This window comes from Atribacterota bacterium (genome assembly GCA_039638595.1).
Classification (GTDB): Bacteria; Atribacterota; Atribacteria; order Atribacterales; family Caldatribacteriaceae; genus Profundicultor; species Profundicultor thermophilus.
In genome coordinates, this window is sequence record JBDIWM010000049.1 from 1 (window position 1) to 13,239 (window position 13,239).

The following is a 13,239-nucleotide window of genomic DNA, read 5'->3' on the forward strand; positions in this document are numbered from 1 at the left end:
TTGAAGCTCGACAAATTGTTTCTCACGGTCACGTCAAAGTGAACGGCGAGCGAGTGAATATCCCTTCTTATCTGATAGAGGAAGGAGATGTTATCGAGCTGTCCGATAGCGGAAAAGCGAACGGTAAGATTAAAGAAATTCTGGAAGAGAAAGAAAGTGTTCCCACTCCGGGATGGCTGGAATTTGATAGAAACTCCTTGCAGGGAAGAATCCTTCGTAATCCTCGACGGGAAGATATCGATTACCCAGTCCAGGAGCAGTTGATTGTTGAATTTTACTCCAAGTAAATACATTTGAGGTGTTTGGTAATGCAAGAGGATCTTAGGGATGTGACCAGAATTGATGTTCTGGAGTTCAGGGAGGACCCGATTACCGGGGAACAGTATGGGCGGTTTTCCATTGAGCCCCTGGAGTCGGGATGGGGCATTACGGTAGGAAATGCTCTGCGGAGAGTGCTTCTTTCCTCCATTGAGGGTGCTGCGGTTACCGCAGTTAAAATTGATGGAGTGATTCACGAGTTTTCCCCTCTACCCGGGGTGCGTGAGGATGTGACTGACATTATCCTTAATCTGAAGGGTTTAGTACTGCGGTCTTACTCTGAAGAAGAAAAGGTGCTCCGTCTTGAGGTTAATGGATTACCTGGGTCCTTGAGGAAGGTTACCGCTCGTGATATCGTTCCGGTAAGCGATGTTGAAATTGTTAATTTGGACCATTATATTGCTGAAATTGACGAAGATGCTCGTCTCTCCATGCAACTGTTTGTTTCCCGGGGGAAGGGATATCAGGAAGCAACCGAAAAAGTAGCCTATGAACACAATGTCATCCCAGTTGATGCCATCTTTACTCCGGTGCGAAAGGTCAACTTCCAGATTGTGGATACTCGGGTTGGGCAATTTACCAATTATGACAAAGTGATTTTGGAAATTTGGACCAATGGTGCGGTAAGTCCTCAGCAATCTTTTAAAACAGCATTAGACCTTCTGGTGGAAGAATTCAGCCTTCTTTCGAGGCTTCTGCGCTCAAGGACTGAAGAAGGCGTTCTGGAAAAGGAAATCCTGAAAGAGATGGTGAGTGGTGAAGAAAAGGAAATCAGTGTAGAAGATTTGGAATTGTCGGTAAGAGCGCTCAACTGTCTCAAAAGAGCTCGCATTCACACGGTAAAGGAATTGGTGGAAATTATTCGCACTCGTCCTGAGGATCTGAAAAAGATCAAAAACCTTGGTCAGAAAACGTATGAAGAAATCATTGAGAAGGTGAACAGATTTGGGTATAAGCTCGAGGAAAAGAAAAACGAGGTGGTAACCGATGAGACACCGTCAGAGAACGGAGAAGATAGGGAGGACGACCTCTCATAAAGAAAGCATGATTGCCAACATGCTGGTTTCGCTCATAAAAAGTGGAAAAATTGAAACGACCGAAACAAAAGGCAAGGTCCTAAAGAGATATTTTGAAAAGATTGTGTCTCTGGCTATTGAAGGCGATAACGCTTCTATGAGACAGGTGATATCTTGGGTGCGGGATAAAGAGGCTTTTAAAACTCTTCTTCGGAGTATCGTTCCTCGCTTTCGAGAGCGGCGAGGAGGGTACTGCCGATTAATCAAATTAGGCCACAGGGTCGGAGACGGGGCTCCGGTTGTGCTGGTAGAAATCGTGGAGTAAATATTCCCCCATTAGAGGGGGATGATTATTTGGACCCTTTCTAATGGGGACGGAAAAATATGATTGAGTTTCGAAACGTCAGTTTCTGGTATGGAGAAGAAGAAACCGTAAAAGAACAACCTGGGGTTGTTCTTAATACCGTCAGCCTTTCCATCCGCGAAAGAGAATTTGTGGTTCTTTTGGGAAGGAATGGATCAGGGAAATCCACCCTGGCAAAACACTGTAATGCCCTTCTACTTCCAAAACGTGGATCGGTGTTCGTTGATGGAATGGACACGAAGGAAGAACAGTATCTGTGGGAAATTCGCCGGAAGGTTGGTCTTGTTTTTCAGAACCCCGATAACCAGCTTATTGCTACCACTGTGGAGGAGGATGTGGCGTTCGGTCCGGAGAATCTGGGTTTGCCTCCGGCCGAAATTCGGCTTCGAGTGAATGAGGCTCTTGAGATTGTTGGTATGAGGGGATACGAAAAAAAAGAACCCCATACCCTCTCAGGAGGGCAGAAGCAAAAAATAGCCATCGCCGGGGTGCTGGCTATGCGTCCGGCATACCTCGTTCTTGATGAAGCAACTTCCATGCTCGATCCGGAGGGGAGGAAAGACCTCATGGATTTACTGCTAAAATTGAGGGATACCATCACCGTGTTGCACATCACCCATCAGATTGAAGAGGCGGTGTACGCTGATCGAGTGATTGTTATGGACGAAGGAAGAGTAATGGTCGAAGGAACACCGCGGGAGGTTTTCTCTCTGGGGGAGAAAATCATCGAGTGGGGTTTAGAGCTTCCCCAGATTGTTGAGACAGCGCTTATTTTAAAAAAATATCATCCTTCGTGCTTTTCTGTGTTTCCTCTCCATATTGAGGAACTGGTACTTGAGCTATGCTGATTGAGGTTCAGAACGTTTTCTTTTCGTATCTCTCTCGTACCCCTTTTCAGGTGAGAGCCTTAGAAGGAGTTTCTCTGGTCATTGCTCAGGGTGAGAGTATCGGTATTGTGGGAAGAACCGGTTGTGGGAAATCAACTCTGGTACAACACTTTAACGGTCTTCTTGTTCCGGAGGAAGGCCAGGTTCTGGTAGGAGGTATTGATACCAGAATAAAGGGAGAAGCCCTGAAGACCATTCGGCGGAAGGTGGGCCTCGTTTTTCAGTATCCTGAGGACCAGTTTTTTGAAGAAAATGTCTTTCAGGAAGTTGCCTTTGCACCGAAAAACACGGGTGTGGAAGGGAAAGAACTCGAAGAGCGGGTCAGATGGGCTATGGAGATGGTTGGACTGGATTTTGCCGGCCTCAGGGATAAAAGCCCCTTTGAGCTTAGTGGTGGTCAGATGAGGAGAGTGGCCATTGCCAGCATCCTCTCTATGCAACCCGAGGTCTTGGTTCTTGATGAACCCACCGCAGGCCTTGATCCACAGGGTAAGCGCCTCATTCTGGGAGAGCTTTGGAAACTTCGGAAAGAGCATAACTTGACGCTTGTGATTGTTTCCCACAGCATGGAAGACCTGGTACGAATTGTGGATAGAATCGTAATCATGGATCAGGGAAAGATTGCTTTTGATGGTCCAATCAGAGTGGCCTTTTCGCAAGGGGATTTTATCAAACGGTTTGGAATTTTACCTCCTGTTGTTTCTCAGGTTGCTTCGCTTCTTCGTTCCAAGGGGTTTGATATCAACCCTGAGGTATTGACTCCGGCGGAGCTGGCTGAAGAAATCCGGGTCAAAATTCTGGAGAAAGGGGAGAGAGCATATGCTGGGTCGAAGCGTGGTGATTGGTCAGTACGTCCCTCTTGATTCTCCCATCCATCGTCTGGATCCCCGGGTGAAAATTCTCTTTGTTGGTATTACCGTTGTGGCTCTCTTCTTTATGGAACAATGGTTGGCGTTTCTCTCATTGGGTCTTTTCCTCCTCGTTCTTACCTTTCAGGCGCATCTTCCTTTCGGATACGTGGTACGGAGCTTGAGGCCGGTTCTCATTCTCCTTCTTTTTACCTTAGTTTTGCATCTCTTTTTCACACCAGGTCGCTATCTTTTTGAATATGGACCAATCCATATCTCTCTTGAGGGTCTTGAACGGGGTCTATTTATCATCGTGCGACTCTGTCTTCTTGTCGTGTGTACGGCCCTTCTTACTCTCACCACTTCTCCAGTGGAACTCACCGATGGCATGGAGTACCTCCTGAGTCCGTTTAAAAGATGGGGATTCCCAGCCCATGAGTTGGCAATGATGATGACCATTGCTATTCGTTTCATTCCCACCCTTCTTGAAGAGGCTGATCGAATTTTAAAAGCTCAAAAAGCTCGGGGAATGGATTTCGAGGCTGGAGGCCTCGTTCAGAGAGCAAAAAATTTGGTACCGCTCCTTGTACCCCTCTTTGTTAATTCTTTCAAAAGGGCTGAGGATCTTGCCATTGCTATGGAGTCACGGTGTTATCGAGGAGGGGTGGGAAGAACGAGATTGCGTGTGCTTAAGATGCGCACCAAAGACTACGTTTTCCTTTTCACCTCTCTGGCCATTGTGATTCTTGTTCAACTTCTTCCCTTCCCCTGGTGATTGACTTGCGGAATCTGCTTTTAGCTCTCGAGTACGATGGATCTTCCTATTCCGGCTGGCAGATTCAGAGAGAGAAAAGGACCGTTCAGGGGATTCTGGAAACAACCCTCAGTGAAATCCTGCAAGAGCGCGTCCGGGTTATTGCTTCAGGAAGAACCGATGCTGGTGTACATGCGATCGGACAGGTGGTCAATTTCCGGACCAATTCATCTTTACCAGAGGAAGTTATTTTTCGAGTTCTTAAGGCGCGCCTTTTTAAAAATATAAAGCCCATCAATCTTTTTGAGGTTCCCTTCGATTTTCATGCCCGTAAGAGTGCAGTCCGGAAAAGATACATATATGTGGTTTTTATGGAGCAAATGCTTCCCGTGTTTCTGCGAAATTATGTGTACTATTTAGGACAAATCGATATCGATGTCCAGCAGATACAAGAGGGAAGGCAGATTTTCTTGGGTACTCATGATTTTACCTCTTTCAGTTCCCCCCGGGAGGGAAATGGTTCTCCGATACGGACTATTTTTACGCTCGAAGTACGTCAGGAACATCCGTTTCTTTTTTTCGATATTGAAGCTGATGGGTTTCTCTACCATATGGTTCGTTTTCTGGTTGGTGAGCTTCTCATGATGGGTCTGGGTCGAAAGAGAATTGATGACTTGTACTACATGCTCTTCCACCCATCCTATTCCCATCACCGCTTTAACGCTCCACCTCATGGTCTTTATCTTATGAGCGTGGAATACCCTGACGTCAATCCCTATTATGGTTTTGTGCTCAGAGATAGCGGTTTTGTGGTTCCGCTCTGGAGGAAGACTGAGGTGTGCTATAATCCCTCTCGAAGGGAGAAGGGAATCCGTTGAGAAGGTTTTCCTGGCCTTTGTTTCACCTTGGTGTTATTGGTGGAGGACAGTTGGGGAAGATGATGACCCAGGAAGCGAAAAAAATGGGCTTCTGGGTAACTGTTCTCGACCCAGAATCATCTTCACCGGCGGGGCAGGTTGCTGACCGGGAGATTACGGCTTCGTTTTTCGATAGAAAGAGTTTAGCAATGCTTGTGGCGCAGAGTGACGTTGTGACCTACGATATCGAGCACGTGGATACCGAGTTCTTGAAAAATATGCCTGGTGTGGAAAAGATTCAACCAACGCCCCTGGTTCTCGCCGTTATTCAGGATAAGTTACGGCAGAAAGTTATGCTGCAAGAAGGTGGTATTCCCGTCCCCCGTTTTGTTTCCTTTGAAGAGCAAAAAGTTTGGTCTTCCTTTGGTTTTCCTCTGGTGCAGAAAGCCCGTTACGGTGGGTATGATGGGAAGGGAGTGTGCATCATCCAGAATGAGAAAGACTTTGTTAGAGGACTTTCTGGTCCGACCTTCTTTGAGGAGTACGTGCTGATTGAAAAGGAGTTATCGGTGCTCGTGGCCCGAAGTCAAACGGGTGAAACTGCCTTTTACCCTGTGGTAGAAATGCTCTTTGAACAAACAGCTCATATCTGTGACATGGTACTTGCTCCGGCACGGATTTCTCGGGAAAAAGCTTCTGAAGCTCAATCTATTGCCAGAAAATGCGTGGAAATTTTGGATGGAGTTGGTATTTTTGCCATAGAGATGTTTCTTGCCCGGGATGGCCGGCTTTTGGTGAACGAGGTGGCTCCACGACCCCATAATTCTGGTCATTTTACCATTGAAGCCTGTGTTACTTCGCAGTTTGAACAACATTTACGGGCTATTTGTGGGCTTCCACTTGGTGATACGACTCTCCTTTCTCCGGCGGTGATGGTTAATCTCTTGGGAGAGAAAGGATACCGGGGAGTTCCCTCAGTGGAAGGCCTGGAAGAGACATTGAGCATTCCCGGCGTTTCGTTTCATCTTTATGGCAAAAAGGAAACCCGACCTTTTCGGAAAATGGGCCATGTGACAGTGGTGGCGCAGTCCCTCGAGGATGCAATAGTGAAGGCTTGGAAGGTGAAAAAACTTTTGAAAATCAGGTCGTGAGGTGGGAAAATTGAGAAAACCGCTTGTCGGTATCGTTATGGGAAGTGACTCGGATTTGGAAGTCATGCAGGAGGCGGGTAATATTTTAGAGGAGCTCCGGGTGAGCTATGAGTTGACCGTGGTTTCGGCACACCGAACCCCGGAGTGGATGTTCCGGTACGCGAAAGAGGCTGAATCGCGTGGTCTTGAAGTGATCATTGCTGGTGCCGGTGGGGCAGCGCATCTTCCTGGGATGTTGGCTTCACTCACGTTTTTACCAGTGATTGGTGTCCCAATTCGAACTGCATCGCTTCAGGGACTAGATTCGCTCCTTTCCATCGTTCAGATGCCTCCAGGTGTGCCTGTAGCCACGGTAGCCATCAATGGTGCGAAAAATGCCGGAATCCTGGCTGCCGAAATACTGGGGATCAAGTTTCCCGAGATTCGCCAGCATGTCCGGGAATATAGAGAAAACCTCCGTACAGCTGTTGAAGAGCGATCAAGAGCAGTTTTTCGCGAATTTACAAGGTAAACAGGGTGCTTCAGCGCACCCTGTTTCTGATTCACAGATTTTTATAGCAGAACCACCAGTCGAAGCATTCCATCTCGCCTTTTTTTGCTTTTTCCATGCGTTCTGCGGCTAGAGCTTCGCTTCCTGCAGGAGGGATGATTGCTTTGTTACCGATGAGGTTATTGTTAGGCCAGTTCTCTGGTAAGGCCACCCCGTTTTTGTCGCTCACCTGAAGGGCTTTGACTGCCCGCAAAATTTCATCTACGTTTCGCCCCACCTCCTGGGGATAATACATGATGAGCCGGATGATTCCTTTATCGTCGACCACGAAAACAGCCCGGACGGTGTTTGTCCCTTTCTGGGGGTGAATCATTCCCAGGGCTTGGGCCAGTCTTCCCAGGTCATCAGCAATGACTGGGAAGGGAATTGGTGTTCCCAGTTTTTCTCTGATCCATTCCGTCCATTTGATGTGGGCAAAGACCTGGTCGATGGAAAGCCCAATGAGTTCTGTATTCAGAGCTTTGAATTCATCCGCTTTTTTCGCAAAGCTCACGAATTCGGTGGTACAGACCGGTGTAAAGTCTCCAGGATGGCTGAATAGCACAAACCACCTCCCAGCGTAGTCCTTAGGGAGTGTCTTCATTCCCTGGGTGGTTTTCACCGTTACCGAGGGAAATTGTTCCCCAATCACCGTAAGTCCTTTTACTTCTTCCATGTTTACAAGCCTCCTTCTTATGTATTCTGTTGATTTGAGTGACATTGTGGACAGAGCCCCCGACAGTAGATGTCTTTGTCTCTGACCATAAAACCCTCGAGTTCCCGTAAATCCACATTATCGAGATGGAGGGAAAAATCGTAGATTCTTCCACAGGCTTTGCATTCAAAATGGCCGTGAAAGGAATGGTCGGCATCGTAGCGTGCTTCTCGCCCTTCAGTGGGTATGGTCTTCACAATCCCTTTCCGATGAAACAATTCCAGAGTATTGTAAATGCTTGCCCGTGACACAGAAGGGAGTTCCTGACACAGTGCTGCATACACCTCTTCCGCTGTGGGATGGGTTCTCCGGCTTAAAAGGTAATCGAGGACCACCATCCTTATAGAAGAAGGTTTCACCCCATGCTTGTGCAGGTATTCCCTCAAATAACCGGTTTTGTTCTCCATAACTTTCTCCCAAATTTTGAAAATTTATGCTTTTATTTTAATTTAATATTTTTATTTTGTCAATATTTAGAATTATTTTATTTTGAATAAAAAATAGCAACTCAGAAGCGTTCGCAGTTATATGTCGAGTTTGCCAGGAAAATGTGGAATGGTTATTCTGTTTTGATGATGGTGATCACCGACGCCCCATAGGAGCAGTTCCCTGCATAGTCATATACCTTCACCAGCACGCTATACGTCCCGGCGGTAGAAAAGGTATGGGTAAAGACCTGTCCCTGGGCACCTCCGGTACACCCTGAGGTAGCAGTACCGTTTACAAACCACTGACAGCTTTTCACCATGTAGTCATCTTTGACCTGGGTCACGAAGGTAATGGTTGTACCTACCGGGAATTCACCTTCAGAAGGTTCAACGGTCACTTCCGGGGCAAAATTCCTCTCCCTTTTCGATTTGCGTCCAAACTAACTTTGGAATAGAGGAGAGAAGAAATTAGAAATTATCCCGCCTCTGGGAGCAAAAAACAAAAGCGCCCTTATCAGAAGGTATGGAGGGTAATTGAGAGCAGGTATCCGAGATAACCGCGCATTACACGAGTTATTTTCTTAATACAATTATTGCACTTGGTAGCAAATGGTTTTGGAATTGAATTTCTCGGGATTTTGGATTCCTTTGCCTTGTACTTTATTGAGTCAAGTTCCTACCAGTATCCTGGAGGGTAGCGGTGTATCGACATAGGCTCCAAAAAAGGAAAAAAATTCATTTTAGGATGTGATGCATCCATCATGCCGGCTTTGGGTAGGGGTACAATAGGGTTTAAAGGAACGATCGGGACTTTAAAGAAAAACAAGAAAACCGCTTTGACCAAAAGGAGCGGTAAAAGGTGAGGGGATTTTGAAACGAAGTGGCTCTCTTTTTTTAGAGGAATTGGCACCCGATTTTGACTTGGTCGAAATATATTTTTCATTGCACTGGTTACATAGAAGAAAGGGGCGAGGTGGAGGAAATGCAAAGAGTGGTCTTCTTTGTCTTTCGGGATGAGGAGATGTGTTTCATCCACGTCCTATTGAATGCTCTTGATATCCATGAAAAGGGGGGTGTGGCGAAAATTATTTTTGAAGGGAGTGCGACTAAGCTTGTGCCGATTCTGGCCGAACCGTCTCATATGCTCCATACGATGTATGCCGAAACAAAATCAAAGGGCCTCATTGCCGGGGCCTGCCGGGCTTGTTCGGCGAAAATGAAGGTGCTGGAAGCGGTGCAAAAAGAGGGTCTTCCCCTTCTTGATGACATGAAGGGACATCCGGGGATGAACCGGTTTTTAAAAGAAGGCTTCACCATCATTACCATATAGGGGACAAATGATGGCTTTCCTGGTGCGGGTTCTGCTTTTACTTTTTGAGCGGCGGGAACTGGTTTTGAAAAGCCTTTTTGAGCACATTTACATTTCCCTGGTGGCCTGTATCCTCATCGGGGTGGTCGGCATTCCCCTTGGGGTTCTCATCACCCGTTTCCGGTCCTGGGCCTCGGGGGTGCTGGTGGTGACTGGGGTCCTGTATACCATCCCGGCGCTGGCCCTTTTCGGGTTCATGATTCCACTTCTGGGGATTGGGTTACGGCCGACACTTTTTGCCCTGTTTATCTATGGACTTTTACCTCTGGTGCGGAATACCTACGTGGGTATTACCAATGTGGATCCAGCCATTGTGGAAGCAGCCCGGGGAATGGGAAGTACCGAATGGCAGATGCTTTCCCGGGTACAGTTGCCCCTGGCGCTGCCGTTCATTGTGGCAGGGTTTCGGACGGTGGTGGTGATGACCATTTCGGTATCCACCATTGCTGCTTTCATCGGGGCAGGAGGCTTGGGGGTACTCATCTTTCGCGGGATTACTTCGTATTACACGGAATTGATTGTAGCCGGAAGCATGCTTGTGGCTGGTCTTTCGGTGTTGGCTGATACCCTTCTTGGGTTTTTAGAAAAAAAGTTACTACGGCGAATTCAGATGTAAAGGGGTGTGAACGATGAAAACCATGGGGAAAATTCTTTTGGTTGTTCTTCTGGTGTGGGTAACCTCTAGTTTGGGTTATGCCCAAACGGGAAAAGTGGTGGTGAGCAATAAACCGTTCACCGAGTCTCATATTTTAGCGGAGATCATGGTCCAGATGCTACAGCGTCATACGGATCTTGTGGTGGAACGACTAATCATCGAAGGAGGAACGACATCCATCTTGCACCCGGCGATTGTGCGTGGTGATATCGACATTTACCCGGAGTACACCGGGACGTCGTGGCAGGAAGTGTTGCGCAAGGAGGAAATCGTCTCGGATCCCATGGAGCTCTATGAGCAGGTGAAGAAGGAGTACGAGGAAAAGTTTGCTCTTACATATCTTCCCCTTTTCGGTTTTAATAACACTTTTACCCTGGCGGTGCGTCGGGAGTCGGCCGCAAAAGATAACCTGAAGACTTTTTCAGACCTGGCCCAGGTTTCGGAACGCTACGTATTTGGAGCTGAGCCAGACTTTTTTGAGCGCAAAGACGGTTACGATAACCTGGTCAAGACCTATGGCTTCCGTTTCAAATCGGTGAAGCAGATGGCCATCGCCCTGAAGTATCCGGCCATCGTTTCCCGGGAAGTGGACGTGATCGATGCCTTTTCTACGGATGGGTTGCTGAAAAAGTTCGACCTGGTGGTGCTTGAGGATGATAAGCATTACTTTCCTTCCTATTTCTGTGCACCAGTGGTGCGAAAGGCGACTCTGGAAAAGTATCCTGTCATTGCTGAAGTTTTGAGGAGATTGGGAGGGAAAATTACTGACGAAGCGATGACGGAAATGAATTACCTCGTGGATGAGGAATTCCGTGACCCCAAGGATGTAGCTCGCGAGTTTTTGGAAAGGAACGGCCTTTTATAGGTACAATGACCATTGTTTCTTTCCAGGAAGCGAGCAAAATCTACCAGGAAAGCACCCTGGCGGTGGACCGTGTTTCCCTCGATATCGAAGAGGGGGAATTTATGTGTCTTATTGGACCGTCGGGATGTGGGAAAACCACGCTTCTTAAGATGGTGAATCGCCTCATTGAACCAACTTCCGGAACCATTATGGTGGAGGGTCAGGAAGTTCGGCAGTGGGACCCAATCAAATTGCGCCGCCACATTGGTTACGTTATTCAGCATATTGGTCTTTTTCCTCACCTTACGGTGGAGGAGAACATGACCTATGTCCTTTCTATCATGGGGAGGCCGCTCTCTGAACGTCAAAAAAGAGCCCGGGAACTCCTGGAAATGGTGAGTCTCGACGCGTCGTATTTGAGTCGCTTTCCCCGGGAACTGAGTGGAGGGGAGCGTCAACGAGTGGGGGTGGCAAGAGCTTTAGCTGCAGACCCTAAAATCATCCTTATGGATGAACCATTTGGAGCTCTTGACCAGATTACCAGAGAACAACTGCAGGGAGAGCTTTTACGGTTGCACCAGGTATTACAGAAAACCATTATCTTTGTTACCCATGACCTTCAGGAAGCCATGAAATTAGGAACCCGCATCGGGGTCATGCGTAAGGGCCAGATGCTTCAGGTGGGCACTCCATCGGAATTGCTTTTTAATCCTGCGGCCCCCTTTGTAGAAGAATTCTTAGGAACCGGTGGGTTTCTCCAGACTTTCCGTATGTTTACTGCTCAGGAAGTGATGTTGGAAAATCCACCGGTAGTGGTTGTTGGTCAGGCTGATGGAAAAGAGGAGGTTATCCAGCGTAGCCTTGACTTGGGGTGGGATTTTTTACTCCTGGTTGATAGAAAAGGTCACTTTGTGGGGGCCGAACGCCTTGACGGTGGAAGCCTTTCATACTCTATTGTTAACCCATCGACTTCATTTGAAGAAGTCCTCCGACGGATGTTTCTCACTTCTACAAGCTGGGTGGTGGTGGTGGACCCGTCAAATGGTGTTCTCCGAGGTATTGTTGACTTTCGCTTTGTCTGTACACACCTGCAAGGCTACTGCTTGGAAAAAGCAGCTGGTAAAAAATTGTAACAGGTTCTTTTCTCCCTTCTTTGGACATATTATAATGAGTTCATGGACAGGGGGGAACTGGCGCTTTTTATTTATGAAGTCATCGAGGAGCTTCCTCGAGAACTCCGTGAGAAGCTCCATAACGTGGAGTTTGTGGTGGAGGAATCTCCCTCGCAGTCCGTTAAAAGGGAAGTCGGTCGGAACTGCATTCTTGGACTTTATCGAGGGGTGCCACTTACCAAAAGGGGATCAGGGTATAACCTGGTTTTGCCTGATCAGATTGTCATCTATGCTGGAAACATCGAGCGGATTCTTGCTTCTTCTAGCAATTGGAGGGAGATGGTTCGCCAGGTAGTCCTGCACGAAATCGGCCACTACTTTGGCTTCGGTGAAGCTGAACTCCAGAAACTTTTGGGTTAACGGAGATTGTGTTATAATCTTTCTGGTTTGCTTTTACCAATCTTATTCGAGGGAGGAGATACTCCATGGCCATTAAGGTTGACGAAGAACTTTGCATCGGTTGCGAACTCTGTGTGCAGATTTGTCCAGATGTTTTTGAAATGAACGCTGACGGCAAAAGCGTTGTCAAAAATGGGGCTGACACAAGTTTAGATTGTGTCGATGAAGCCATCGATTCATGTCCCACCAGTGCCATTCTCAAAGAGTAATTTTATGGGAATTTTTCTTTTTGCCACTTGCGTCATGGAACGATTTTCTATAAAATAAGTTTCGCTATTGCGGTGGTAAAAAGAAGCGCCCCCATCGTCTAGCCCGGTAAGGACATCGCCCTTTCAAGGCGGCGGCAGCGGTTCAAATCCGCTTGGGGGCGCCATTTTATTTTGGAATACAGCTTCCAGCGATTTTTGTTTTCTTCATTTTTCCTTTCCTGGCTTCCAAAGGCGATGGCGATGTTTTGATTCTGTAGACAACTTCGAAACTCCTTTAAGGATGTTCTAAAGCAGTAAGTATGCCTGGGGTACCGGTGAACTCCCGGTGTTGGTGTGGGTATTGTCGTTGCCGTCGGTGATGGAGTGGGGTTTCTTCGGGCGTTGGAGCGGTGGCACATCCAGCATAGATGAAAAACGCCAGAAAAGCCACAAGGCAAAAAACGAAGAGCAAAACTACTCTTTCTTTGCCAATGCATCTTTTCCCTCCTTTCAAAAAAGTATTTTATCATAAAGTGAGCACGAAAGGCGAGATGGTGTATAGGTTCACATCATGTGGGACACCCAACAAGTCCAGTATCCTTCAGGTAAACCCAGAGACTTCTATATCTATACACCTCTTCAGGTGGAATTGCATGGTCTTACGATCAACCTCCTCCTCGTAGTATGCCCAGAATTCTTCCCGGAAGGTTCGGTTGAGCCTTTCCACCATTCCGTTGAGCCTGGG

At 47.4% G+C, this 13,239-nt stretch carries 18 protein-coding genes and 1 tRNA gene; 16 read left to right on the forward strand and 3 right to left on the reverse strand.

Features of this window, described 5'->3' with window-relative positions:
* The 9 genes from ABDK92_09545 to purE all read left to right on the forward strand — a co-directional run.
* Window positions 1-287: S4 domain-containing protein (locus ABDK92_09545; protein MEN3186850.1), on the forward strand; the 287-nt coding region annotated here is incomplete at its 5' end.
* Between the two features lie 21 nt (window positions 288-308).
* Window positions 309-1,355 (forward strand): DNA-directed RNA polymerase subunit alpha, encoded by a 1,047-nt coding sequence (locus tag ABDK92_09550; protein ID MEN3186851.1) that lies wholly within the window; start codon window positions 309-311, stop codon window positions 1,353-1,355.
* Window positions 1,306-1,659, forward strand: a complete 354-nt coding sequence (gene rplQ / locus ABDK92_09555) for a 50S ribosomal protein L17 (protein MEN3186852.1) — start codon at window positions 1,306-1,308, stop codon at window positions 1,657-1,659. The genes ABDK92_09550 and rplQ overlap by 50 nt, the downstream gene beginning before the upstream one ends.
* Before the next feature lie 59 nt (window positions 1,660-1,718).
* Window positions 1,719-2,546 carry an energy-coupling factor transporter ATPase gene (locus ABDK92_09560; protein MEN3186853.1) on the forward strand — a complete coding sequence of 276 codons (828 nt, stop codon included), beginning with the start codon at window positions 1,719-1,721 and terminating at the stop codon, window positions 2,544-2,546.
* The gene (locus ABDK92_09565; protein ID MEN3186854.1) at window positions 2,540-3,448 is read left to right on the forward strand and encodes an energy-coupling factor transporter ATPase; all 909 of its coding nucleotides are present in this window, start codon (window positions 2,540-2,542) and stop codon (window positions 3,446-3,448) included. Before ABDK92_09560 ends, ABDK92_09565 begins: the two co-directional genes overlap by 7 nt.
* Window positions 3,408-4,208 (forward strand): energy-coupling factor transporter transmembrane protein EcfT, encoded by an 801-nt coding sequence (locus ABDK92_09570; GenBank protein ID MEN3186855.1) that lies wholly within the window; start codon window positions 3,408-3,410, stop codon window positions 4,206-4,208. Before ABDK92_09565 ends, ABDK92_09570 begins: the two co-directional genes overlap by 41 nt.
* Window positions 4,209-4,213: 5 nt before the next feature.
* Window positions 4,214-5,065: a tRNA pseudouridine(38-40) synthase TruA gene (gene truA, locus ABDK92_09575; protein MEN3186856.1), complete on the forward strand. Its 852-nt coding sequence runs from the start codon at window positions 4,214-4,216 to the stop codon at window positions 5,063-5,065.
* Between the two features lie 17 nt (window positions 5,066-5,082).
* Window positions 5,083-6,195, forward strand: coding sequence for a 5-(carboxyamino)imidazole ribonucleotide synthase (locus ABDK92_09580; protein ID MEN3186857.1), 1,113 nt, complete (start codon window positions 5,083-5,085; stop codon window positions 6,193-6,195).
* 10 nt (window positions 6,196-6,205) lie between these two features.
* Window positions 6,206-6,706 (forward strand): 5-(carboxyamino)imidazole ribonucleotide mutase, encoded by a 501-nt coding sequence (gene purE / locus ABDK92_09585; protein MEN3186858.1) that lies wholly within the window; start codon window positions 6,206-6,208, stop codon window positions 6,704-6,706.
* 31 nt (window positions 6,707-6,737) lie between these two features.
* Here the strand turns inward: purE and ABDK92_09590 are convergent, their stop codons facing one another.
* The 3 genes from ABDK92_09590 to ABDK92_09600 all read right to left on the reverse strand — a co-directional run bounded on the left by ABDK92_09590 (window position 6,738) and on the right by ABDK92_09600 (window position 8,265).
* Window positions 6,738-7,400 (reverse strand): peroxiredoxin, encoded by a 663-nt coding sequence (locus tag ABDK92_09590; protein MEN3186859.1) that lies wholly within the window; start codon window positions 7,398-7,400, stop codon window positions 6,738-6,740.
* Between the two features lie 17 nt (window positions 7,401-7,417).
* Entirely contained in the window at window positions 7,418-7,846 is a 429-nt protein-coding gene (locus ABDK92_09595; GenBank protein ID MEN3186860.1) for a Fur family transcriptional regulator, read from the reverse strand.
* Window positions 7,847-7,998: 152 nt separating this feature from the next.
* Window positions 7,999-8,265, reverse strand: coding sequence for a PKD domain-containing protein (locus ABDK92_09600; GenBank protein MEN3186861.1), 267 nt, complete (start codon window positions 8,263-8,265; stop codon window positions 7,999-8,001).
* A 584-nt stretch (window positions 8,266-8,849) separates the two neighbouring features.
* On the opposite strand from ABDK92_09600, the gene ABDK92_09605 reads away from it, so the two are divergent.
* The 7 genes from ABDK92_09605 (at window position 8,850) to ABDK92_09635 (ending at window position 12,679) form a co-directional block, all read left to right on the forward strand.
* Window positions 8,850-9,197, forward strand: coding sequence for a cytoplasmic protein (locus ABDK92_09605; GenBank protein ID MEN3186862.1), 348 nt, complete (start codon window positions 8,850-8,852; stop codon window positions 9,195-9,197).
* 7 nt (window positions 9,198-9,204) lie between these two features.
* The gene (locus ABDK92_09610) at window positions 9,205-9,852 is read left to right on the forward strand and encodes an ABC transporter permease (GenBank protein MEN3186863.1); all 648 of its coding nucleotides are present in this window, start codon (window positions 9,205-9,207) and stop codon (window positions 9,850-9,852) included.
* Window positions 9,853-9,865: 13 nt separating this feature from the next.
* On the forward strand, window positions 9,866-10,756 hold the full coding sequence (locus tag ABDK92_09615) for a glycine betaine ABC transporter substrate-binding protein (protein ID MEN3186864.1): 891 nt from the start codon (window positions 9,866-9,868) through the stop codon (window positions 10,754-10,756).
* Between the two features lie 5 nt (window positions 10,757-10,761).
* The gene (locus ABDK92_09620) at window positions 10,762-11,868 is read left to right on the forward strand and encodes a betaine/proline/choline family ABC transporter ATP-binding protein (GenBank protein ID MEN3186865.1); all 1,107 of its coding nucleotides are present in this window, start codon (window positions 10,762-10,764) and stop codon (window positions 11,866-11,868) included.
* A 42-nt stretch (window positions 11,869-11,910) separates the two neighbouring features.
* Entirely contained in the window at window positions 11,911-12,267 is a 357-nt protein-coding gene (locus tag ABDK92_09625; protein MEN3186866.1) for a metallopeptidase family protein, read from the forward strand.
* 65 nt (window positions 12,268-12,332) lie between these two features.
* Window positions 12,333-12,515: a ferredoxin gene (locus ABDK92_09630; GenBank protein ID MEN3186867.1), complete on the forward strand. Its 183-nt coding sequence runs from the start codon at window positions 12,333-12,335 to the stop codon at window positions 12,513-12,515.
* Window positions 12,516-12,602: 87 nt separating this feature from the next.
* Window positions 12,603-12,679, forward strand: a tRNA-Glu gene (locus ABDK92_09635).
* The last annotated feature ends 560 nt before the right edge of the window (window positions 12,680-13,239 follow it).